Below are 20,538 nucleotides of genomic sequence, written 5' to 3'. Positions count from 1 at the left end.
GGGATCGCCGCTCGCCCGGGGGCGCGGATCGGGCCGCACCCCGACGAGGTCCGCCCTGAGGCGTCAGGGCCTGATGAGGACCTTCAGGCTCTTGCGGTCGGCCATGTCCCGGTAGCCGGCCGGGACGCCGTCGAGGCCGGTGGTGGCGTCGAAGACCTTCCCCGGCTCGATGGTGCCGTCGAGGATGTCGGGCATCAGTTCCTCGATGTAGGCGCGGACCGGTGCGGGTCCGCCGGCCAGGCGGAGGTTGTGGCGGAAGAGGCTGCCGAAGCCGATCGGCGCCTCCTCGTACTGCGGGACGCCGACCCGGCTGATGACACCGCCCGGGCGGACGATGCCGACGGCCTGCTCGTAGGCGGGCATGTTGCCGACGGCCTCCAGGACCACGTGCGTGCCGTGCCCACCGGTCAGCTCGCGGACCTGGGCGATGCCCTCCTCGCCACGGGCGGAGACGACATCGGTGGCCCCGAACTCGCGCCCGAGGTCGGTACGCGCCTGGTGGCGTCCCATGAGGATGATCTGTTCGGCGCCCAGGCGCTTGGCCGACAGGACCGCCAGCAGGCCGACGGCGCCGTCACCGATCACGGCGACGCGGGTCCCCTGGCCGACCCCGCCCGCCACTGCGGCGTGGTAGCCGGTGCCGAGGACGTCCGAGAGCGTCAGCAGGGACGGGACGAGGGCGGAGTCCGCCGCTACGGGGAGCTTGACGAGGGTGCCGTCGGCGAGCGGGACACGGACCGCCTCCGCCTGGCCCCCCTCTTCCGGCTCACCGTCCCAGAAGTTGGCCTGGGCGTTGGCGCAGGAGGTGTGCAGGCCCTCGCGGCAGAACTCGCAGGTGTTGTCGGAGATGGCGAAGGGAGCGACGACGAGGTCGCCCTTCTTGACGGTGGTCACCTCCGAGCCGGTGTCCTCGACGATGCCGATGAACTCGTGACCCATCCGGGCGGGACCGTCCTCGGGCTGCATCGAGCCGTACGGCCACAGGTCGCTGCCGCAGACGCAGGACGCGGTGACCCGGACCAGTGCGTCGGTGGGCCGCTTGAGCACGGAGTCGGGGACGTCCTCGACCCGGACGTCACCGGCGCCGTACATGAGGGTTGCGCGCATGAGATGTTCTCCGATGGGTGGTGGTACTTGTTCCGGAAAGCAAGCGTCCTCGCTGCTCGCGGCGTCGGCATCCTCGATGCGCTGGATGGCAGGGGTCGCGGGGCGGCGGCGCCGACTGCGGGCGACGGCGATCGTGGGGAGCAGGATCGGCACACCGACGACGTTGGCGAGCATGGCGCCCGACGAGGCCCAGAGCGCGTGAGCTCGCGGCGGGACCGGCGGCGCGGGTGGCGCCCCAGCCCCGGGCGGCAGTGCCCACCGGCCGGCCGCGCTGGGCGGCGTTCCGGTCTCAGATCCAGGTGTCGAGCCACATTCTGGTGTGCCAGTCGGCGTACGGGATCGTCTGCCCGGTGTAGAGCGGGAAGAAATAGATGAAGTTCCATGCGATGAGCAGAACGAGCACACCCGCGGCCACCACACCGCCCGCGCGGCGTTTCCTCGGCGCGCCCGGCGGACCCGGCAAGGCTCCCAGCATCATCGTCACGGCCAGGCACAGGAAGGGCACGAAGACGACCGCGTAGAAGGAGAAGATCGTACGGTCCTGGTAGAGGAACCAGGGCAGATAACCGGCCCCCACCGCACACAGGATGGCGCCGGCGCGCCAGTCACGGCGCAGCGCCCACCGGTAGAGCAGGTACACGAGGGCGCAGCACGCCGACCACCAGAGGAGTGGCGTGCCGAGGGCGAGGACCGTCTGCGAGCAGTTGGTCGCCGTGTGGCAGCCGTCCTGTCCGGGTGCCGGTGACTGGTAGTGGAACAGCACCGGGCGGCCCATGACCAGCCAACTCCAGGGGTTGGACTGGTACTTGTGCGGGGCGTGCAGCCCCACGTTGAACTGGTAGACCCCGTACTCGTAGTGCCACAGGCTGCGGAGCGGAGCGGGAATCCATGACCAGGTGCCGCCGCGGCCGTCGGCCCAGTGGCGTCCGTAGCCGTCGTCGGACAGGAACCAGCCGGTCCATGTCGCCAGATAGGTCAGCACGGCGACCGGAACCATGGACAGGAACGACCAGCCGAGGTCCTTGCGCAGCACCGCCCGGTACGGGCGGTGCGCCCCGGCGACGCGGCGGGCGCCGACGTCCCACAGCACCGTCAGGAGCATGAAGAAGGCCAGGACATACAGGCCGTTCCATTTGGTGGAAGCCGCCAGTCCCAGGAAGAGGCCGGCTGCGAGCCGCCAGGGACGCACCCCCGTGCCGGCATGGTCACCGGTGCGCGAGTCCGGGCGCGCACGGCCGTCCGCGCCGACCGGTAGGGCCGCCGCGAGCCTGGCTCGTGCGTGGTCCCGGTCGACCAGCAGGCATCCGAACGCCGCCAGGACGAAGAACATGACGACGAGGTCCAGCAGCGCGGTACGGCTCATCACCACGTGCAGACCGTCCACCGCCATCAGCGTGCCGGCCAGGCAGCCCAGCAGTGTCGAACGGAACAGGCGGCGTCCTGTTCGGCACAGCATCAGCACCGACAGGGTGCCCAGCGCCGCCGTCATGAGGCGCCAGCCGAACGGGGTCAGGCCGAACATCCACTCACCCAGGGCGATGACCCACTTGCCCGTCGGCGGGTGCGCGACGAAGGCCCCGGCGTCGGAGAGCGGGATCACCTGGGGGTGGCCGAGTATCTGCGGGTCGGCGATCTTGCGGTCCGGCCAGGTGCCCTCGTAGCCGAGCTGGAGCAGCGACCAGGCGTCCTTGGCGTAGTAGGTCTCGTCGAAGACGATGTCCCGCGGCCGGCCGAGGTGCCAGAAGCGGATCGCTCCGGCCAGGAGGGCGACGAGCACCGGCCCCACCCATTCCATCGCCTTCGCGACGCGGTACGCCCGTGCCGGATCGAGACCTGCGCGCTCCCACGGACGGACCGGCGGTTTCGGAAAGGGCGGAACAAGACGCTCGCGGATGTCGGTACCGGGGCGCGCGACGTATCCGAATCGGCGGAGGCGTTCCTGCCAGTCATCGGCTGCTGTTGCCGGGCGGGTGCCGTCCTGGACAGGGGAGCGGGTCGCGTTGCTACTCGTCACCGGACAACCCTAGTCAGCCGGGGCCCGTGCGGTGAGCGGGACCCTCTCGACGCGGCGTCAGTTGCCGGAGCCGGCCGCCGAAAGGCCGCCGGTGTCGCGTGCGACAGGTCCGCGACTGCGGAGGCGGACTCCGCCGGATGGATGTACGTTTGGTGGTACTGGCTGCGTGACCACCGCCGACGGCCGAGCACGTGGTGCCCGGTCCGTGGTCGGCGTACCGGAAGGGGCTCCGCATGACGTCGTCGCGGCAGGCACCGTCCCATGGCCCGAGGGGGAAGCGGGCAGCCTGGCCCGTCCCGTTGCTGACGCTTTCGCTGGCGGCCGCGAGTCTGGGCGGCGCCCACACCTCGCACGCCGCGGTCGTCCCCCGAACACCCGCTTCGGAGAAGGGGAGCGCGACCGCGACCTGTGTCGACAAGGTCTTCGGGGCGATGACAGACCCGCAACGCGTGGGTCAGCTCTTCATGGGCGCCGTTGCCGCCTCGAAGCCCGACCAGACACGGATCCAGGTGCTGCGCCAGTACCACGTCGGGTCGGTCTTCCTCGCGGGACGGAGTACGTCGGGGACGAAGGCGACCAAGGCCCTGGTCGACGGGCTACAGGCGAAGGCCGACACCGTCTCGGGGCATCGCGTGGGCCTGCTGGTGTCCACCGACCAGGAGGGCGGCAGGGTGCAAGTGCTGTCCGGCCCGGGGTTCTCGACCATGCCGAGTGCCCTGGTGCAGGGCAGCTGGTCACCCTCGAAGCTGCGCACTCAGGCCGCCGCGTGGGCGAATCAGCTCAAGGCGGCCGGTGTGAATCTGAACCTCGCGCCCGTCGCCGATGTCGTCCCGGCCAGTCTGGGCAGGAACAACGGTCCGATCGGCCGGTTCGACCGCGAGTTCGGCCATACGGCCGCTACGGTGACGCCCCACAGCAACGCGTTCGCGGCGGGCTTCGCCCAGTCCGGCGTACTGGCCACGCTCAAGCACTTCCCGGGACTCGGCTACGTCCGCGGCAACACCGACACCACGGCGAACGTGGTGGACTCCGTGACGACCAGCAAGAGTTCGAGCATCATCCCGTTCAGCTCGGGGATCAAGGCGGGCGCTCCCTTCGTGATGGTCTCTCTGGCCACGTACAGCAAGATCGACCCGCGGCATCAGGCCGTTTTCTCCTCGACGGTGATCCAGGGCATGCTCCGCAAGGCCCTCGGCTTCAAGGGCGTGGTGATCTCCGACGACCTCGGGAACGCGGTGGCCGTGAAGGCCGTGCCCCCGGCCAGCCGCGCCCTGAACTTCCTGTCGGCCGGCGGAGACCTGGTCCTGACCGTCGAACCGAACCTGGTCCCGGCCATGGCCAAAGCGGTACAGATCCGGATGGCGAAGGACGCGGCCTTCCGCACGCAGGTGGACCAGAGTGTCCATCGCGTCCTGACCGCCAAGCAGCAGGCCGGCCTGCTGTCCTGCGGCTGACGTCCGGTCAGGGCGTCGTCATGGCGGATGCGATGCTGCGGTGCCGGGCGGCGCCGTGAGCGAAGTCGGGCACAGCTGACGTGTTCTGGCGCAGGTCGTCCAGGAACTGCCGGTAGGCGTGAGCCACCGCGTAGGCGGGCGCGTCCGCTCGGGGGTCCAGTGCGGGAACGCGAACGTACGATTCCGGCACCGTCAGGGGGGCGAGTCCGGTGGACGCCGCGCGGCCGCCTTCGAGGGTGACCGGGCTGAGCTGGAGATGGCCGGTCGGGGCGGTGAGGACGAGGTCGCCCTCGGTACCGTTGATCTCCCAGCGGAAGTTGGTGCCCCGCGACATGCCGCCGCGGTAGTGGAAGGTGGCCACCGCGCCGCCCGGCAGCCGTCCCGAGGCCGTCACCTGGTCCGCGGCGGTCATGGGCACGGGCTGTCCGCTCTCGGTGTCCAGGGCCGACGTACGCCGCGACGCCAGTCGGATCCGCAGTTCATCCGGCTCTCCCAGGACGGACGCGAGTCCGTCGAGGGTGTGACTGAAGGGGATGGTCAGCAGCGTCGCGCCGTTGGCGGCGTCGAGCACGTAGTGATCGCGCGGGCCGACGGTGGCGCCCCAGGCACCACCGGAGCCGACGACCGTCGTGGACAACACCTCCCCGACATAACCGTCCGCCACGAGATGGCGTACGTAGGCGAGGGCCGGGTGCGACCGCGCCTGAAGCCCGACGACGGTCCGTACGGCGCGGTCGTGTGCTTGCCGGGCCATGTCCTCGGCTTCCGCCAGACCGTTGCCCAGGGGCCACTCGCACAGCACGCTCTTGCCGGCGTCCAGGGCCGTCCGCACCAGTTCCCGGTGGTGCGGCACCTTCACCGCCACGACCACGAGGTCCACCTCGTCGCAGGCGGCCAGTTCGGCCGCCGTCCCGAAGGTGCGGGACACCCCGTGCGTCTGTCCGGAGCGCCTCGCCGACTGCTGCGAGCTCGCGCTCAAAGCCCTCAGCTCATAACCCGGTACGGCGCGCAGAGCCGGCAGGTGAGCGCGCTCGGCCCAGCTCCCGTGCGCCCCGAGTCCGACGATCCCTACTCCGATCGGCTTCTCGGACCGGGCAAGCTCGGCGAGCGGTGACTCAGATGTGTTCACGATTCGAAGACTCTTCCTTGTCCGGATGGCTCGCTGTCCAGCAGGGCCATGAGGGATGCGGCGTACCGGGTCCCGGCCACCGCGTCGGCCGGGACGGCCTCCTCGATCGCGCGGAGGTCCGTGTCGGTCAGGCCGAGGCCGGCCGCGGCCAGGGCCTCTTCGATACGGTGCGGTCGGCGGGCGCCCAGAACGGCCACGATGGTGCCGCGCTCGCGGCTCCGGGCGATGACCCAGGCGGCGGCGAGTTGCGCGACGCTGATGCCCCGCGCGTCGGCGAGCGGCCGCAGCCGGTCGACGAGGGTGAGGTTCGTGGCGAGGTTGTCGGGGTGGAAGCGGGGCAGCCAGTGGGCCCGCGGATCACCTCCGGCGGGTCGTCGGTACGTGCCCGTGAGCAGGCCGTGCGCGAGGATCCCGTAGGCGGTGACGCCGATCCCCAGCTCGCGGCAGGTGTCCAGGATGCCGTTGGTCTCGGGACCCCGGCTGAACAGGGAGTATTCGATCTGGACATCACAGATCGGATGCACGGCGTGGGCGCGGCGAATGGTCTTGGGCCCCACCTCGGAGAGCCCGACACGGCGCACGTACCCGGCCTGGACCAGCTCGGCGATGGCGCCGATCGTGTCCTCGATCGGGGTGTCGGGGTCGAGGCGGGCGGGGCGGTAGATGTCGACGTGGTCGGTGCCCAGGCGGCGCAGCGAGTAGGCGAGCGCGTTCTTGACGTGAGCCGGACGGCCCTCGATGCCGACGAAGGCACCGTCGGGGCCGCGCAGACCGCCGAACTTGACGCTCAGGAGCGCCTTGCCACGCCTGCCGTTGCGCAGGGCGCGGCGGATGAGTTCCTCGTTGTGGCCCATGCCGTAGAAGTCGGCGGTGTCGAGGAGGGTGACGCCGGCGTCGAGGGCCGTGTGGATGGTGGCGACGGCGTCCGCCTCGTCGGCGGGGGCGGTGTGGTCGGACATTCCGGCGCACCCCAGCGCGAGAGGGACGGCCGGCGGGTCGCCGGTTCCTGGAAATCGGGTCTGCATGGATCCTTCTGTGGCGGGACAGGCGGGCGCGGCCGATGGTGGCTGCCTGAGGCGCGGCCACCGACCGGAGCTGTTAGCGTTGACATTTCAACACTAGGAAGAGGCGCGTTGATATGTCAACACCAAGGTCGACGCAAAGGGACGGCGACGCCGAGTCGGACGAGCCCATGGGCGACGCGGCGCCGGAGCCCGTCGACTTCTGGTCCGCCTTCAAGCGGGCCCACGAGATCGTCCGGGCCCGCGTGATCGCGGACACCGCCGAGGCGGCGGGGCTGTCCGAGCCTGACCTGACGATCCTCGTCAACCTCGACAAGGCGGGAGGCGCGCTGCGGCAGAGCGAGCTCGCCGCGTCGCTCGGCTGGGACCGCACGCGTGTCTCCCACCAGCTCACCCGCATGGGCAAGCGCGGACTCGTCACCCGTGAACGCGCCGGCGGTGTCACCGTCACCCTCACCGACTCCGGACGCCAGGCCATCACCACGGTGGGCCCTGGCCTGGACGCCGCGGTACGCCGGCACTTCACCGACAAGCTCTCCGCCGAGGAGATCGAAACGCTGAGCTCTGTGTTCCGCCGGCTGTAGCCGGTCATCGACCGTGCATGAGCCGACCGGATACTTGCCTGATGAAGGTCTCCAGGAGTTCATGGGTCAACACCACGCACGACTGGTCCGGCGTCGTCGATCTGGACCACCTGGCATCCGTCCGGCATGCTCCGGAGGAGTTCGCGCCAGGTGGCCCGTGGCATCTTCTCCTCGAGGTGCTGGCGTACGCCGCTGACGAAGCGTCCAGCAGGGGCGGTGGGCGCTGCCTCGTCACTCTCCATCCGGACGGCTCCTTGTCCGCGGTTGATGACGGGCGGGGCACCGATACCCGAACGGACGAGCACGGCCAGACCGTCAAGAAGCCCGTCATGGCGACCAAGGACCTGCGCTTCTTCGACTTCCCGGACGCGGAACTGCTTCCGGACGGCCATCCGCGCCGGGGCATGTCCGTGGTCGCGGCGCTCAGCGAATGGCTCGTCCACACCAACCGTCGCCTCAACGGAGCCTGGACCCGACGCTATGAGCGCGGCGTCCCGGTCACCGGCCTCGAACCCGCCGAGGCCGACGGCAGCACCGGGACGCTCGTCCACTTCAGACCGGACGCCCCGCTGCGCTCGATGGGAATGCCGTTGGAAAGCCAGTTGCAGCGCCTGACCACGATGTGGCCGGACCTGGACGTCCAGGTGCACCACCGGCCCAGCGGGTGAGGGCGCTGGGCGTCGGCACCGTGTTCGCCGACGGAGCGCCGCAGGGCAGCCGGACGGACCGGCTGGCCCGCAAGTACCTGGGCAGCGAGCGCTTCGAGTGGATCATGCCCGGGGTGCAGCGGGTCGCGGTGGTCGTGCGTCCGGTCAAGGTGCGGCACATCGTCGGGGTGGAGCGGTTCCGGCCCGGCGGCCCCGTCCCCGCTCCCTGAGCCGCGCGGCCATCACATGGGGAACGAAAGCAGGCGCACCGCTCCGCTCGGCCAGTCGGCGCCCTCGTGCAGGGGGATCCACATGGTCCGCAGCGGCATGAGCACGGGTCCCTCGTGCTGCTCGACATGGACGTCCTCGTCCAGCGCTCGCCAGCCGAGCCGCTCGTAGAGCGGGACGAGAGGCTGTCGGCAGAACAGGAGCCCATGCCGCGGCCCCAGCGTACGCGCATGATCCAGTGCCGCCGCGACGACCAGCCGGGCGAGTCCTCGACCCCGTAGGTCAGGCGCGACGGCCACTCCGCCGACGCCCACCACCTCGGTGCCGACACCGCCGATCGACATGGGCAGTCTGCGCAGGCCGGCGTGGGCCACGAGGCGGTCACCCAGCCTGATGCCGAAGTGCTCCTCCTTGGGCAGCCAGGTCAGGCCGGCGTGGGCGACGCCGAAGGGATCGGCGCCGTCGCCGAGGATTTCGCTCTGCTCGGTCTTCGTGTACCGCGTGAGCCGGACTGTGGTCGGTGACGTGGGCGACAGATGATCAGCCATCCCCACATGATCCCGTACTCGCCAGGCTCGGTGCCGGTCGTTCGAGGGCCCTGTGCAGGACCTCCCCGAACGCGGCCCACAGCGCGTCGGCCTCGGCGGTGGGCACCACCTGCGGGGGGTGTTCCAGTTTCCCGGGCGGCCGCCCACGGATCCGGCCAGAAGTCGTGTACGAGCATGGCGTCTGCGCCCGGTCTCTCGGCCCAGGAACAGTGCGTCAGTCTCGGCCGAGCGGTCGTGGCCCGTACATCGCGCTGTCGACTCCGCTGGAAAGAGCCCAGTAGCGATCCCCGAAGGACCAGTGCCACCACTCGGTGGGGTAGTTGACCAGGCCGACAGCCGTCAACGCGGCACCGAGCACCCGGCGGTGGGCCCGAGCCTCAGGACCGATGTTCTCGGCGTCGGTGTAGCACGCGCCGTCGCTCTCTTCCGGGTTGGCGTTCACCCGGGTTCCCATGTCGAGCTCTCTGCCGTCGGCGGACAAGAGGGTGAGGTCCACCGCAGCGCCCGCACTGTGCGGCGCGATCTCCGGTGGCGAGACGTACCGGCTTGCGGCCTCGCGGACCCGCACCGGCGTCCAGTGCGGGTTGTCGGCGCGCAGTTCGTCGGCGTAGCGCTCGAAGTACCGGCGCTGTAGCGGGGGCGGCCGGTACCCCTCGACGAACAGCAGACGCATGCCGTCCGGGAGTAACTCCTGAGCGCTCAGAAGACGGTTCACGACTCCTTCTCGCAGATGCGCGAACGCCCCTGTGTCATCCGCCCTGCGGGCGTCGACGGCGAGGGACCCGTCGAACCGGACGTCGACGAGTGGTTCGCCGCAGTCGGCTATCGGGATCGCCGCGACCTGCGGATCCGACATCAGCACGAATTCGTTCATGTGTCGATCATTGCCGATCACCCACTGAGTGGTCGCCGCGCGCGGCGCCCGCCGATGCCGCCACCACGCACAGCACCGCGATCCACTGCGACCAGTGCAACGACTCCTGGAGCACGATGAGGCCGATGAGGGCCGCCATCGCCGGTTCGAGGCTCATCAGGATGCCGAACACACGCGGTGGGATCCTGCGCAGTGCTTCCAGGTCCAGCGAGTACGGGATCACCGACGACAACAGTGCCACGCCCAGCCCCGCCACCAGAACCCACGGCTGCATCAGCGCCGTTCCGCTGTCCGCCACGCCGAACGGCACAGCCACCAGCGCCGCGACGGCCATTCCCAGAGCCAGACCATTGCCTTCCGTGGTGTGACGGCCCAGCGCCGCACCGACCAGGATGTACAGGCCCCAGCACGTTCCTGCGGCGAGGGCGAAGAGGAAACCGGCAAGGTCGAGGTCGCCGCGTCCCTCCATCAGCAGGATCACACCGCCGGCCGCGAGCAGGGCCCAGAAAGCGTCCAGCCATCGGCGCGACCCGGCCAGGGCCACCAGCAGCGGCCCGAGGAACTCGATGGTCACCGCGATCCCCAGCGGGATCCGGGCCAGCGCCAGGTAGAAGCACAGGTTCATCGAGCCGAGGATCACGCCGTAGCCCAGCACCACTGTCCACGCGCGACGGCTCATGCGCAGGGACGGCCGCCACAGCAGCGTCAGCACCGCCGCGGCGAACAACAGCCGCAACGCGACCGTCCCGAAGCTTCCCACCGCGGTGAACAGGTGCTTGGCCAACGCCGACCCCACCTGAACGCTGACGATGCCGAGCAGGACCAGTGCCGTCGGCGGAATCGCGCCGAAGGCACGCCCTGCCGACGCCGACACCGAGGACCGGGGGAACGGACCGCGTTCGGTACTGCCGACGTTGAGGGTGACCACGCGTGGATTCTCGACGATCGGGCGCTACCCGTCACATGATTTTGCGGGCCCCGCCGTAGCGGGCCGGCTGTGGGCCCGAGGGAGCACGGCGATGGTCAAGACTGCGTCATGTGGTGGCGGCGGCTGAGAGCCCGGTGAGTCACGCGACGTACCTAGGGGGTAAGAAGATGCGCCTCCCGACGAAGGGTGACTCCTTGAACCCGCAACGCATCGTCCTCGCCTCGGCCGCAGGGCTGGCGTCCGCGCTCCTGCTGGGGGCGTGCGGTTCCTCGACCGACAACGGGTCCGGAACGAGCCCCGGCCAGGCCACCCCGGTCGCCACGGCCGCTTCGGATCCCGCGACCTCCGCACCGGCCAGTTCCTTACCGGCTGCCAGCACACCGGCCGCCGGCGGCAACTCCGGGAGCGGACAGCTGGCCACAACCACCATGGTGACGGCCAAGGCGACGAAGGGCACGGGCAGCGTCGTCACCGACGACAAGGGGATGACCCTCTACCGCTACAGCAAGGACCAGGCGACGCCCTCCAAGTGGACGTGTTCCGGTGCGTGCACCCAGACGTGGATGCCCGTCATCGTGCAGGATTCCGTACGGACCTCGGGGGTCGAGCAGGGTCTTCTCGGCACGGTTCACCGGAACGGGATGAAGCAGCTCACCCTCGCCGGCTGGCCGCTGTACCGGTACGTGGGCGACACGAAGGCCGGCCAGATGAACGGCCAGGGCAGGGGCGAGGAGTGGTACGCAGTCACCCCGTCCGGTCAGAAGTCCGCTGCGACGGGCTGACGCCCACCGCTTGATCACCCAGTGGCGATCCGCTTCTCGAACCAGTGGTGGGCGTACGGCTCGTGGTTGAAGGCGGGGACCTCCCGGAAGCCCTGGGAGTGGTACAGCCCGATCGCGGCGGTGAGCGCCTTGTTGGTGTCCAGGCGCAGTACGTCACGACCGTTCCGCACGGCCCTGGCCTCCAGTTCGGTCAGGAACCTGCGGCCGAGTCCGAGGCCCCGGGCGCCGGGTGCGACCCACATGCGTTTGATCTCGGCCGGCGCCCGGGGCGGCAGCTTGAGACCGGCGCAGCCGACCGGCTCGCCCCGCAGCCGGGCGACGAGGAACAGTCCGTGCGGCGGACGGAGTTCACCGGCGTCGGGCAGCAGACTCCGGGTGGGGTCGAAGCCGGTCTCGAAGCGCTCCTGCAACTCGGTGTAATACGACCGAAGGCAGTGCTGGGCGTCCGCGTGATCGGGGTCGACGGCGTCAAGGGTGACCGTTGCGGCGGTCAGCAACCGGTCGACCTCGGCCATGGCTGCGACGAGCCTGGCGCGCTGGGCCTCGTTGAGCGGCTCGAGGAGGGAGCCGGCCAGCTCGTCGCTACGGCGATCTAGCAGGGCGCGCTCAGCACGGCCGGCGTCGGTGAGCCGGACCGTGCGCACGCGTCGGTCCTCCGGTTGCGGCTCCACCGTCACCAGACCGCCCGTCTCCAGGGAGCGCAGCAGCCGGCTGACGTAACCGGAGTCGAGCCCGAGACGCTCACGCAGCCGGCGAACGTCCCGGCCCTCCTCGCCGACCTCCCACAGCAGCCGGGCCTCGCCGATCGGCCGGTCGCGGCCGAGGTAGCGATCGTGCAGTACCCCCAAGCGTTCGGTCACGGTGCGGTTGAACCGCCGGACCTGCTCGTTCTGCTCGATCTGCTCCCCATCCATTCTCTGACTGTAGTCAGAGAATCCCGTCCGGTGCCAGCGGGGCGGGCGACCCCTTGGGTGCTCGGGGCCGGTCAGCGTGCGGCGAGGAGTTCCAGCGTGTCGATCACGCGGTTGGAGAAGCCCCACTCGTTGTCGTACCAGGCGACCACCTTGACGTGGCGGCCGTCGACGCGGGTGAGGGCCGCGTCGAAGATCGACGAGGCGGGGTTGCCGACGATGTCGGACGACACGAGCGGGTCGTCGGAGTACTCGAGGATGCCGGCGAGCCGGCCCTGCGCGGCAGCGCGGTACGCGGCCAGCACGTCGTCGCGGGTCACATCGCGGGCGACGGTGGTGTTGAGCTCCACGATCGAGCCGACCGGCACCGGCACGCGGATCGAGTCGCCCGACAGCTTGCCGTCGAGGTTGGGCAGCACGAGTCCGATCGCCTTGGCGGCGCCCGTCGTGGTCGGCACGATGTTGACGGCGGCGGCACGGGCGCGGCGGGCGTCACGGTGCGGGCCGTCCTGAAGATTCTGCTCCTGCGTGTAGGCGTGCACCGTGGTCATGAAGCCGTGCTCGATGCCGGCGAGTTCGTCGAGCACCGCGGCCAGCGGTGCCAGCGCGTTGGTCGTGCACGAGGCGTTCGAGACGATCGTGTGCACGACCGGGTCGTACGCCTCGGTGTTGACCCCGTACGCGAGCGTGACGTCGGCGCCGTCCGACGGCGCGCTCACGAGCACCTTGGCCGCTCCCGCGTCCAGGTGGGCGCGGGCGGCCTTGGCCGACGTGAACCGGCCCGTGGCCTCCAGCACGATGTCGACGCCGAGCTCGGCCCACGGCAGCCGCGCCGGCTCGCGCTCGGCGAGCACCGTGATGCGTCGGCCGTCGACGACGAGAGCGTCCCCGTCGACGGTCACCGGACGGCCGAGCCGTCCGGCTGTCGTGTCGTAGGCGAGGAGCCGGGCGAGGGTGGCGGGCTCGGTGAGGTCGTTGACTGCGACGATCTCGAAGTCGCTGCCGCGCTCCAGCAGTGCGCGCAGCACGTTGCGCCCGATTCGGCCGAATCCGTTGATGGCGATGCGAGTCATGTGTGGCGTCCTTTCGGTTCGGCACCAGCCTCGCGTGCGGAACCGGGCCGTGGCCCTGGCGTGAGCGCCACGGTTCGCAAGGATCGCGCCAGACGCCGCGGCCCGACGCCCTGCGGCGGGCTACTCGCCCCGGGTGAAGGTGCGCCGGTACTCGCTGGGAGTGGTGCCGAGGATGCGCTGGAAGTGCATCCGCAGATTCGCACCGGTGCCGAGACCGACGTCGTTCGCGATCTGCTCGACGCTGCGCTCCGATCGTTCGAGCAGCTCACGGGCCAGGTCGATACGGGCACGCATGACCCACTGCATCGGCGTGTACCCGGTGTCCTCGACGAAGCGCCGCGAGAACGTGCGCGGTGAGACCGCCGCGTGCTGGGCGAGGGCTTCGAGGCCGAGGGGGTCGCCGAGCCGGCGCAGGGCCCATTCGCGGGTGGCGGCGAACCGTTCGCCCAGCGGCTCGGGCACGCTGCGCGGCACGTACTGCGCCTGACCGCCACTGCGGTACGGGGCCGCGACCAGGCGCCGGGCCGCGTGGTTCGACGCGGCCACCCCGAGGTCGCCCCGCAGGATGTGCAGGCACAGGTCGATGCCCGAGGCGGCGCCGGCCGACGTCAGCACACTGCCCTCGTCGACGAACAGGACGTTCTCGTCGACGCGGACGAGCGGATGCTTCCGCGCGAGCGCCCGTGCGTAATGCCAGTGCGTCGTGGCGCGCCTGCCGTCGAGCAGACCCGTGCGGGCGAGCGCGAAGGCCCCCGTCGAGATGGCGGCAAGCCGTGTGCCCCGGTCGTGTGCGGCGATCAGCGCATCGACGACGGCCTGCGGCGGGTCGTCGCGGTCCGGGAACCGATAGCCGGGGACGAAGACGACGTCGGCCCACTCGAGTGCGTCGAGGCCGTGGGCCACGTGGTACGCCAGGCCGTCGCCGCCGGTCACCAGCCCGGGCGCCGCACCGCACACCCGCACCTCGTACGGCATGCTCGCCCGGGTCGTGAACACCTGCGCGGGAATCCCGACATCCAGCGGCTTCGCACCCTCGAGCACCAGGACGGCGACGCGACGCAGACGGGAGGACAACACGGGACACAGGATACGAGGACATGGGCCGGGCCACTCGTCCGCACCGACGACGCTGCGGCGCGGAGAACTTACACGGCACGCTCCATACACACCAGTTGACTCCGCTCGTCCCACGACTCCGTGACGGTGAAGCCGAGCCGCTCGTACAGGGCGACAGCACCCGAGCGCCACTGCCACACGGACAGCCGCACCGTGCTGACACCGCTGTCCGCCGCGTACGCGAGCGCGGCGTCGACCAGGCGGGACGCGATGCCCTGGCCTCGAAACCCGGGAACCGTCCAGAGTCTCTTGACCTCGCACCGCCCGGCGACGGAAGCGGTCACGACCAGACAGCCCACGACCGTGTCCTCGCTCAGCGCCACCAGCACGACATCGTCGGCGAACGCGGTTCGCGGGTCCAGCACCTCTGCCCGGTAGCGGTCCGGCAACCCGTCCACGTCAGCGACGGCCTCACCCTTCTCGGCCTGCGTCCGCAGATGGTAGGCCGCCAGCAGAGCGGCCAGTCCACCCTGATCGGAAGGGCCCTGAGCCGGCCAGCGGGCGATGACGACCTCACGTCGATCAGACATCACGTCAGCATCCCATACACCGGTACACGGGCTTAAGCTGTCGGCCATGCCCGCACACAGCCGGCCTCTCAGCGTGGACCACGACGTCGAGCAGCCCGTTCCCGCGCCTGGCGAGCTCTGGACCGTCGGGGCTGTCATCCTCAACCACGACGGCGAAGCCTTCGCCCAGAAGCGCAGCCCGAACCGCCGCCTCTTTCCTGACACCTGGGACATCGTCGGCGGCCATGTCGAGCCCGGGGAGACCCTCCTTGAGGCTCTCGCGCGAGAGATCGAGGAAGAAACCGGCTGGCGCCTGCGCCATGTGCGGCGGTTCCTGGGCACCACCACATGGCAGGGCGACGACGGCGGCGGACTCCGTCATGAGGCGGACTATCTCGTGGACGTCGAAGGCGACTTGGCCCATCCGGTTCTGGAGTGGTCCAAGCACTCGGCCCATGGCTGGTTCAGCCCCGACAACCTCGACCGCCTCAAGGAGAACCGTGCCCCCGGAGAGTTTCTGATCCACGACCTCATCGCACGAGCCGTGCAAGATCGCCCGGGCCCGTCTACGCGTGAAGCTGGGTTCGGCGTAGGCGCTCTGCCAGAGCAGGAAGTTCGACAGCCGTCGCTCCCCACTGGTGCGGATGACCAGGTCGGGGTCGGGCCGCCCTGCCGTGTACAGGTGCCGGGTGATGTCGTCCGCGGTCAGGCTCGCCGCCAGTTCGGCCAGTGACTGCCCTGCTTCGGCACGCTCGTTCAGCAGCTCCCGCATGGCGTCGATGACCTCCTGCCGGCCGCCGTAGCCGATGGCGACGGTGACGTGCGCGCCAGCGGAAAAATCCCGGGTCGCTTCCACCACGTTCTTGAGAGCGTGTGCGGTGGTGTGGGGGAGAGCGTCGAGGGTTCGGCGACGTGCACCCGCCAACAGGCTTCCGACTGAGCGAGCCTGGCGGTCATGACTTGCTCGATCAGCTGCATGAGGAGGGCGACCTCACTGTTGTCACGGCGGGCGAGGTTCTCGGTGGAGCAGAGGAACACCGTGACGTGCCTGATCCCCAGCGTCTCGCACCAGGACAGCACGTCGTCGACGTGCCATGATCAGCCCGACGTGTTCGGGCAGTGGTCCGCCCCTGACCTGGTGGCGCAGTCGGCGAGCGTAGAGGGCGTAGAGGAGTCTGGTGAGCGGCACTGTTCCGTCCGGATCGCGTCCGTCTGGCTGGCCGAGCAGTGCCTGGCGGCGGGACTGGACGTCCGACACGACACGGTCGACTCACGGGGCATGCGGATCCTGCACGCCGTGAAGCTCTGACGGCATCCATGGCTCTCGTACCAGCGAACTGAAGGGCGGACATGAGCGATCCCACCAGACGAGGCGAACTGTTCGGCGGCGCCGACGGTGCCGGCCGGTTCACCGGACCGACGACCGGCGACGAACGGCGCATGCTCGTCGATGTCCTGCGTGCCCAGCGCACCACGTTGCGGCTGAAGTGCTCAGGCCTGGGCCCGGAGTTGTCCCTGCGGTCCGTGGAGCCGTCCACGCTCTCGCTGCTCGGCCTGGTCCGACACCTCGCCGAAGTGGAACGTCGCTGGTTCCGGCGGGTCCTGGCCGGGCAGGACGCGCCGGCGCTCTTCTCCTCGAAGGCAGACCCCGACGGGGACTTCGACGGCGCCACGGACGACCCCGGGGCCGTCGCGGCGGCGTGGGAGGCCTGGCGCACCGAGGTGGCCTTCGCCGAACAGTTCGTCACCGCGGCCCCCGGCCTGGACGTCGAGGGGGACGACTCCTGGCGCGGAACGGTGTCGCTGCGCTGGGTCCTCATCCACATGATCGAGGAATACGCCCGCCACAACGGCCACGCGGACCTGCTCCGCGAGCGCATCGACGGAGCGATCGGCATGTGAAGCCCGCTCAGCGGCTTGCTGGGTACGAACCTAAGGGCCGTGGTCAGCGACAGTCGTTGAGCCACTCGCCCGGAATCAGGTCACGAACGCGGTCGAGGTCCTCCACCGTCCGGCCACGGGCCAGAACGGCCATGCCGTCGTCGTCGCGCAGCAGGACGTCCTGGCCCAGGAACCATCGGGTCCCGTTCGCCTCCTCACCGGGGGGATAGGCCGGAAACGGCAGCCGGACGGAACTCGCCTCCAGCAGCTCGATGCTGTCGTCATCCGGGTCAAGAAAGTCACAGAGCTCCGCACCGGCATGCAGGGACTCGGACAGAACGATCTCGACGAAGCAGAGGGACACACGCTCCAGCCAGTCCTCCCACCGTTCTGCGCTCTTGTCGGCGAGGTCGAGCCGGACGAACACCGCGGGGTCGTCATCCTGGAGGCTGTCGAGGAGGATGCCCCAGGACGCGGCTCCCTGGTTCTCGTGACGGAAGACCAGAGCCTCCTCGGCGTCATCCACATACAGCTCGGCCGGGCTGAGCAGCACATCGTGATTGCTGGTGAGTTCCTTCCGGCGCCCGAACAGCAGATATGCCTCGCGCATCGCGACGGGCAGCCGCAAACCCAGCCGCTCCTCGGCGGCGTCGAGATCGGCCCGCGTCCATCCGTCACCGCTCTCCAGGGCGCCGGCCCAATGGGCGGCGAAGCCCTGGACGAAGCTCCATGCGTCACTGCGGCTCTCGACGCCTCGGGCGAGAGACGCAGCGAGGTCGAACTCTTGTGTCATGCCAGGACGATATCCGGCCGGTTGGCCCTACTTGATCCACACGTGATTCGGTCGCGGCGTGTTCATCGCCCGGCGGGCAGGGTCCCCGCCTCGCCGCGCCAAGCTCGTTCCCCGGCGGCGGCCAGCCAGAAGAAGACAGGCGGCAGGCCGAGCTCGATCACCGCCAGCGCGGTCTGGAACCACTGCGGCCAGCCGTGCACAGCGAGCGAGATCAGCCGACCCACCCCGCCCAGCAGGAAGACGCCGGCCAGCCACCGCACTGCCTGGGCCGGGACAGGCCGCTGCCGAGCGACCCAGAGCCAGGCCAGCCCGTAGCCGACGAAACTGGCCCCCATGAACCGGCCCCAGCTGTCGACCGTCGTGCCGGCGGAACCCGCGCCGGGGATCGCCGCGTTGCCGAGCACCACGTGAAACACACCGATCACCACGCATGACCAGCCCATCAGCTGTGCGAGTACCCGAAGAGCCCTTGCCATGGTCCCTCCCCAACGCGCCCGACAGATCCTTAGTTGACATGCGTCTACTAGACTGGGTGTGCCAGTAGACACATGTCAAGTAATCTGCGTCCATGCCGCCCCGCCAGCGACTCAGCCCCACCGATCGCCGCGCCCAGCTCCTCGCCGTCGGAGCGCGGCTCTTCGCCGCACGCCCCTACGACGACGTACTGATGGAGGAAGTCGCCAAAGAGGCCGGCATCTCCCGGGCCCTGCTCTACCGCCACTTCCCCAGCAAGCACGCCCTCTTCGCGGCCGTCTACCAGCAGGCGGCGGACCAACTGCTCGCCGAGACCCGGCTCGACCCCGCCGACTCCCTGGAGGAACAGCTCGTCCAGGGCATGGACGTCCACCTCGACTACTTCACGGCCAACCGCAACGCCGTCCTCGCCGCCAACCGGGTTCTCGCGGGCGACCCGGTGATTCAGTCGATCATGACCAGCGAACTGGACGCACTCCGTACGCGGCTGCTGGCCGTACTCCCACTCGCGGACGAAAGCGCCCGCGAGGCAGTGTCCGCCGTCCTGAAGAGCTGGCTGGTCTTCGTCCAGGTCCTCTGCGTCGACTGGCTCACCCGGGAGACCTGCACCCGTACCCAACTCCGCGACACCTGCGTCGGCGCGCTGCTCGGCGCCCTCCGGCCACTGCTCGCCGACGACCCCGAGTGAAATTCATCGGGGCCGTATGTGTCGGGTCGGGGGACTCCGACGGGTAGGTTTCCTGCGGCTCGCGTCCATGGGAACGATTTCTGTGGCCGCTCTTCGAACGTGGGCGCTACTTGAACGCGGGCGCTACTTGAACGTGGGCGCTACTTGAACGTGGACGCCTTTTGAACGCGGATGCCCGTAGCCCCTTCCTCCTGGGAGAGAACACGAGACATGTCTGCACAAGAATCTGCGCAACACCCACCCCAGCGCGTCGGCGTCGTGGTCGAGTCCGTTTCCGGAGAGACCCGTGTGGCGGCGACGCCGACGACGGTGCGTCAACTGCTCGGCCTCGGTTACGAGGTGGTGGTGGAGTCCGGGGCCGGCGCGGCCTCCGGCTTCGGCGACCAGACCTACCTCGATACCGGCGCCGAGATCGGCCAGGCCTGGAACGCGGATGTCGTCCTGAAAGTGAACCCTCCCTCCGACACGGAGATCACCCAGCTGCGGGAGGGCGCGACGGTGGTCGCCCTGCTGACCCCGGCACAAAGGCCCGAGCTGCTTCGGACACTGGCTGCCGCCGGGGTGACCGCGCTGGCGCTGGACGCCGTACCACGCATCTCGCGGGCCCAGTCGATGGACGTGCTGTCGTCCATGGCGAACATCGCCGGCTACCGGGCGGTCGTCGAGGCCGCGCACACCTTCGGCCGGTTCTTCACCGGCCAGGTCACCGCGGCGGGCAAGGTGCCACCGGCGAAGGTGCTGGTCGCCGGTGTGGGCGTGGCCGGACTGGCGGCGATCGGCGCCGCCTCCAGCCTCGGCGCGATCGTGCGGGCCACCGACCCGCGCCCCGAGGTCGCCGACCAGGTGAAGTCGCTGGGCGGCGAATACCTCCCGGTGGACGTCGCCCAGGAGAGAAGCACCGACGGCTACGCCAAGGCGACCTCCGCCGACTACGACCGTGCCGCCGCCGAGCTCTACCACCGGCAGGCCGAGGACGTGGACATCGTGATCACCACCGCGCTGATCCCGGGCCGGCCGGCGCCGCGTCTGCTGTCCGCCGAGGACGTGGCCGTCATGCGGCCGGGCAGCGTCATCGTCGACATGGCCGCGGCCCAGGGCGGCAACGTCGAGGGAACCGTACCGGGGCGCGCGGTGGTCACGGACAACGGTGTCACCATCATCGGCTACACCGACCTCGCCGCCCGGCTGCCCGCCCAGGCCTCGCAGCTCTTCGGCACCAACCTGGCGAACCTGCTGAAGCTGCTCACACCCGGCAAGGACGGGCAGCTGACGATCGACTTCGACGACGTCGTGCAACGGGCCGTGACCGTGGTACGCAACGGCGAGGTCACCTGGCCGCCCCCGCACGTGCCGGTCTCGGCCGCGCCCGCCGCGCCGACCGACACCGTGCCCGCCGCACCCGAACCCGACCCGAGGCAACCGAAGCCGGCGCCCGCGCGGCGCTACGGCCTGATCGCGCTCGGCATGCTCGCCATGTTTCTGCTGGTGGCCTTCGCACCCGCCCAACTCGCCGGGAACTTCACGGTGTTCTCCCTGGCAGTCGTGATCGGCTACTACGTCATCGGCAAGGTGCACCACGCGCTGCACACGCCTCTGATGTCGGTGACCAACGCGATCTCCGGGATCGTCGTGATCGGTGCCCTGCTCCAGATCGGACACGAGAGCCGGATCGTCACCGCGCTGTCCTTCGTGGCGATCCTGCTGACGAGCGTGAACATCTTCGGAGGTTTCGCCGTCACCCGCCGCATGCTGTCCATGTTCTCGAAAGGCTGAGCC

General features: G+C 70.1%; 22 protein-coding genes and 3 pseudogenes. 10 read left to right on the top strand and 15 right to left on the bottom strand.

What is annotated here, in order from left to right; translation table 11 throughout:
- Positions 1-63: 63 nt before the first annotated feature.
- Both ACFY01_RS24690 and ACFY01_RS24685 read right to left on the bottom strand, forming a co-directional pair.
- Positions 64-1,107 (bottom strand): zinc-dependent alcohol dehydrogenase family protein, encoded by a 1,044-nt coding sequence (locus ACFY01_RS24690; RefSeq protein ID WP_390737885.1) that lies wholly within the window; start codon positions 1,105-1,107, stop codon positions 64-66.
- A 289-nt stretch (positions 1,108-1,396) separates the two neighbouring features.
- Positions 1,397-3,121, bottom strand: a complete 1,725-nt coding sequence (locus ACFY01_RS24685) for a dolichyl-phosphate-mannose--protein mannosyltransferase (protein WP_390737884.1) — start codon at positions 3,119-3,121, stop codon at positions 1,397-1,399.
- A 233-nt stretch (positions 3,122-3,354) separates the two neighbouring features.
- Here ACFY01_RS24685 and ACFY01_RS24680 point away from each other — a divergent pair, with 233 nt between their 5' ends.
- On the top strand, positions 3,355-4,575 hold the full coding sequence (locus ACFY01_RS24680; protein ID WP_390737883.1) for a glycoside hydrolase family 3 N-terminal domain-containing protein: 1,221 nt from the start codon (positions 3,355-3,357) through the stop codon (positions 4,573-4,575).
- Positions 4,576-4,582: 7 nt separating this feature from the next.
- On the opposite strand, the gene ACFY01_RS24675 is transcribed toward ACFY01_RS24680, so the two are convergent.
- On the bottom strand, positions 4,583-5,704 hold the full coding sequence (locus ACFY01_RS24675; protein WP_390737882.1) for a Gfo/Idh/MocA family protein: 1,122 nt from the start codon (positions 5,702-5,704) through the stop codon (positions 4,583-4,585).
- Positions 5,701-6,729 carry an aldo/keto reductase gene (locus ACFY01_RS24670; RefSeq protein ID WP_390737881.1) on the bottom strand — a complete coding sequence of 343 codons (1,029 nt, stop codon included), beginning with the start codon at positions 6,727-6,729 and terminating at the stop codon, positions 5,701-5,703. The genes ACFY01_RS24675 and ACFY01_RS24670 overlap by 4 nt, the downstream gene beginning before the upstream one ends.
- A gap of 167 nt (positions 6,730-6,896) precedes the next feature.
- Here ACFY01_RS24670 and ACFY01_RS24665 point away from each other — a divergent pair, with 167 nt between their 5' ends.
- The 3 genes from ACFY01_RS24665 to ACFY01_RS24655 are packed head-to-tail and all read left to right on the top strand — an operon-like array spanning position 6,897 to position 8,187.
- Complete coding sequence (locus tag ACFY01_RS24665) at positions 6,897-7,310, top strand: MarR family winged helix-turn-helix transcriptional regulator (protein ID WP_390737943.1); 414 nt, start codon at positions 6,897-6,899, stop codon at positions 7,308-7,310.
- Between the two features lie 41 nt (positions 7,311-7,351).
- The gene (locus ACFY01_RS24660) at positions 7,352-7,978 is read left to right on the top strand and encodes an ATP-binding protein (protein ID WP_390737880.1); all 627 of its coding nucleotides are present in this window, start codon (positions 7,352-7,354) and stop codon (positions 7,976-7,978) included.
- Entirely contained in the window at positions 7,975-8,187 is a 213-nt protein-coding gene (locus tag ACFY01_RS24655) for a hypothetical protein (protein ID WP_390737879.1), read from the top strand. The genes ACFY01_RS24660 and ACFY01_RS24655 overlap by 4 nt, the downstream gene beginning before the upstream one ends.
- A gap of 12 nt (positions 8,188-8,199) precedes the next feature.
- Here the strand turns inward: ACFY01_RS24655 and ACFY01_RS24650 are convergent, their stop codons facing one another.
- The 3 genes from ACFY01_RS24650 to ACFY01_RS24640 all read right to left on the bottom strand — a co-directional run bounded on the left by ACFY01_RS24650 (position 8,200) and on the right by ACFY01_RS24640 (position 10,535).
- Positions 8,200-8,733 carry a GNAT family N-acetyltransferase gene (locus ACFY01_RS24650; protein WP_390737878.1) on the bottom strand — a complete coding sequence of 178 codons (534 nt, stop codon included), beginning with the start codon at positions 8,731-8,733 and terminating at the stop codon, positions 8,200-8,202.
- A gap of 214 nt (positions 8,734-8,947) precedes the next feature.
- Positions 8,948-9,607 carry a M15 family metallopeptidase gene (locus tag ACFY01_RS24645; protein ID WP_390737877.1) on the bottom strand — a complete coding sequence of 220 codons (660 nt, stop codon included), beginning with the start codon at positions 9,605-9,607 and terminating at the stop codon, positions 8,948-8,950.
- A 7-nt stretch (positions 9,608-9,614) separates the two neighbouring features.
- The gene (locus ACFY01_RS24640) at positions 9,615-10,535 is read right to left on the bottom strand and encodes a DMT family transporter (RefSeq protein ID WP_390737876.1); all 921 of its coding nucleotides are present in this window, start codon (positions 10,533-10,535) and stop codon (positions 9,615-9,617) included.
- Between the two features lie 194 nt (positions 10,536-10,729).
- On the opposite strand from ACFY01_RS24640, the gene ACFY01_RS24635 reads away from it, so the two are divergent.
- Positions 10,730-11,317, top strand: coding sequence for a hypothetical protein (locus tag ACFY01_RS24635; protein WP_390737875.1), 588 nt, complete (start codon positions 10,730-10,732; stop codon positions 11,315-11,317).
- A gap of 14 nt (positions 11,318-11,331) precedes the next feature.
- Here the strand turns inward: ACFY01_RS24635 and ACFY01_RS24630 are convergent, their stop codons facing one another.
- The 4 genes from ACFY01_RS24630 to ACFY01_RS24615 form a co-directional block, all read right to left on the bottom strand.
- Positions 11,332-12,231: a GNAT family N-acetyltransferase gene (locus ACFY01_RS24630; RefSeq protein ID WP_390737874.1), complete on the bottom strand. Its 900-nt coding sequence runs from the start codon at positions 12,229-12,231 to the stop codon at positions 11,332-11,334.
- A gap of 71 nt (positions 12,232-12,302) precedes the next feature.
- Positions 12,303-13,301 carry a type I glyceraldehyde-3-phosphate dehydrogenase gene (gene gap / locus ACFY01_RS24625; RefSeq protein ID WP_390737873.1) on the bottom strand — a complete coding sequence of 333 codons (999 nt, stop codon included), beginning with the start codon at positions 13,299-13,301 and terminating at the stop codon, positions 12,303-12,305.
- A gap of 120 nt (positions 13,302-13,421) precedes the next feature.
- A complete protein-coding gene (locus ACFY01_RS24620; RefSeq protein ID WP_390737872.1) occupies positions 13,422-14,378 on the bottom strand; it encodes a GlxA family transcriptional regulator in 957 nt (318 codons plus the stop codon).
- Positions 14,379-14,446: 68 nt separating this feature from the next.
- Positions 14,447-14,947, bottom strand: a complete 501-nt coding sequence (locus ACFY01_RS24615; RefSeq protein WP_390737871.1) for a GNAT family N-acetyltransferase — start codon at positions 14,945-14,947, stop codon at positions 14,447-14,449.
- Here ACFY01_RS24615 and ACFY01_RS24610 point away from each other — a divergent pair.
- Positions 14,922-15,374, top strand: a pseudogene (locus ACFY01_RS24610) (NUDIX hydrolase); the annotation flags it as partial. The gene ACFY01_RS24615 and the pseudogene ACFY01_RS24610 sit on opposite strands and share 26 nt — an antisense overlap.
- A gap of 135 nt (positions 15,375-15,509) precedes the next feature.
- On the opposite strand, the pseudogene ACFY01_RS24605 reads toward ACFY01_RS24610, so the two are convergent.
- A pseudogene (locus ACFY01_RS24605) lies at positions 15,510-15,851 on the bottom strand (undecaprenyl diphosphate synthase family protein); the annotation flags it as partial.
- Positions 15,852-15,895: 44 nt separating this feature from the next.
- Positions 15,896-15,964: pseudogene (locus ACFY01_RS24600) on the bottom strand (hypothetical protein); the annotation flags it as partial.
- Between the two features lies 1 nt (position 15,965).
- Here ACFY01_RS24600 and ACFY01_RS24595 point away from each other — a divergent pair.
- Both ACFY01_RS24595 and ACFY01_RS24590 read left to right on the top strand, forming a co-directional pair.
- Entirely contained in the window at positions 15,966-16,235 is a 270-nt protein-coding gene (locus tag ACFY01_RS24595) for a hypothetical protein (RefSeq protein WP_390737870.1), read from the top strand.
- Between the two features lie 41 nt (positions 16,236-16,276).
- Positions 16,277-16,828 carry a DinB family protein gene (locus ACFY01_RS24590; RefSeq protein ID WP_390737869.1) on the top strand — a complete coding sequence of 184 codons (552 nt, stop codon included), beginning with the start codon at positions 16,277-16,279 and terminating at the stop codon, positions 16,826-16,828.
- 43 nt (positions 16,829-16,871) lie between these two features.
- On the opposite strand, the gene ACFY01_RS24585 is transcribed toward ACFY01_RS24590, so the two are convergent.
- Both ACFY01_RS24585 and ACFY01_RS24580 read right to left on the bottom strand, forming a co-directional pair.
- A complete protein-coding gene (locus tag ACFY01_RS24585; protein WP_390737868.1) occupies positions 16,872-17,600 on the bottom strand; it encodes an SMI1/KNR4 family protein in 729 nt (242 codons plus the stop codon).
- A 62-nt stretch (positions 17,601-17,662) separates the two neighbouring features.
- On the bottom strand, positions 17,663-18,076 hold the full coding sequence (locus ACFY01_RS24580; protein WP_390737867.1) for a DUF4345 domain-containing protein: 414 nt from the start codon (positions 18,074-18,076) through the stop codon (positions 17,663-17,665).
- A 92-nt stretch (positions 18,077-18,168) separates the two neighbouring features.
- On the opposite strand from ACFY01_RS24580, the gene ACFY01_RS24575 reads away from it, so the two are divergent.
- Together ACFY01_RS24575 and ACFY01_RS24570 are read left to right on the top strand one after the other, a co-directional pair.
- Positions 18,169-18,762, top strand: a complete 594-nt coding sequence (locus tag ACFY01_RS24575) for a TetR/AcrR family transcriptional regulator (protein ID WP_390737866.1) — start codon at positions 18,169-18,171, stop codon at positions 18,760-18,762.
- A gap of 210 nt (positions 18,763-18,972) precedes the next feature.
- A complete protein-coding gene (locus ACFY01_RS24570) occupies positions 18,973-20,535 on the top strand; it encodes a Re/Si-specific NAD(P)(+) transhydrogenase subunit alpha (RefSeq protein WP_390737865.1) in 1,563 nt (520 codons plus the stop codon).
- The last annotated feature ends 3 nt before the right edge of the window (positions 20,536-20,538 follow it).

Source organism: Streptomyces sp. NPDC001480 (assembly GCF_042894725.1).
Classification (GTDB): domain Bacteria; phylum Actinomycetota; class Actinomycetes; order Streptomycetales; family Streptomycetaceae; genus Streptomyces.
Note: the sequence above shows the minus strand (reverse complement) of the source record. Positions and strands in the feature narration are given on the sequence as shown.

Excerpts from the sequence above, each read along its gene's own strand:
- ACFY01_RS24570 (WP_390737865.1), top strand. The coding sequence starts at position 18,973 with ATGTCTGCACAAGAATCTGCGCAACACCCACCCCAGCGCGTCGGCGTC.
- ACFY01_RS24590 (WP_390737869.1), top strand. The coding sequence starts at position 16,277 with ATGAGCGATCCCACCAGACGAGGCGAACTGTTCGGCGGCGCCGACGGT.
- ACFY01_RS24585 (WP_390737868.1), bottom strand. The coding sequence starts at position 17,600 with ATGACACAAGAGTTCGACCTCGCTGCGTCTCTCGCCCGAGGCGTCGAG.
- ACFY01_RS24630 (WP_390737874.1), bottom strand. The coding sequence starts at position 12,231 with ATGGATGGGGAGCAGATCGAGCAGAACGAGCAGGTCCGGCGGTTCAAC.
- ACFY01_RS24645 (WP_390737877.1), bottom strand. The coding sequence starts at position 9,607 with ATGAACGAATTCGTGCTGATGTCGGATCCGCAGGTCGCGGCGATCCCG.
- ACFY01_RS24670 (WP_390737881.1), bottom strand. The coding sequence starts at position 6,729 with ATGCAGACCCGATTTCCAGGAACCGGCGACCCGCCGGCCGTCCCTCTC.
- ACFY01_RS24580 (WP_390737867.1), bottom strand. The coding sequence starts at position 18,076 with ATGGCAAGGGCTCTTCGGGTACTCGCACAGCTGATGGGCTGGTCATGC.
- ACFY01_RS24690 (WP_390737885.1), bottom strand. The coding sequence starts at position 1,107 with ATGCGCGCAACCCTCATGTACGGCGCCGGTGACGTCCGGGTCGAGGAC.
- ACFY01_RS24680 (WP_390737883.1), top strand. The coding sequence starts at position 3,355 with ATGACGTCGTCGCGGCAGGCACCGTCCCATGGCCCGAGGGGGAAGCGG.
- ACFY01_RS24615 (WP_390737871.1), bottom strand. The coding sequence starts at position 14,947 with ATGTCTGATCGACGTGAGGTCGTCATCGCCCGCTGGCCGGCTCAGGGC.
- ACFY01_RS24660 (WP_390737880.1), top strand. The coding sequence starts at position 7,352 with ATGAAGGTCTCCAGGAGTTCATGGGTCAACACCACGCACGACTGGTCC.
- ACFY01_RS24650 (WP_390737878.1), bottom strand. The coding sequence starts at position 8,733 with ATGGCTGATCATCTGTCGCCCACGTCACCGACCACAGTCCGGCTCACG.
- ACFY01_RS24575 (WP_390737866.1), top strand. The coding sequence starts at position 18,169 with ATGCCGCCCCGCCAGCGACTCAGCCCCACCGATCGCCGCGCCCAGCTC.
- ACFY01_RS24665 (WP_390737943.1), top strand. The coding sequence starts at position 6,897 with ATGGGCGACGCGGCGCCGGAGCCCGTCGACTTCTGGTCCGCCTTCAAG.
- gap (WP_390737873.1), bottom strand. The coding sequence starts at position 13,301 with ATGACTCGCATCGCCATCAACGGATTCGGCCGAATCGGGCGCAACGTG.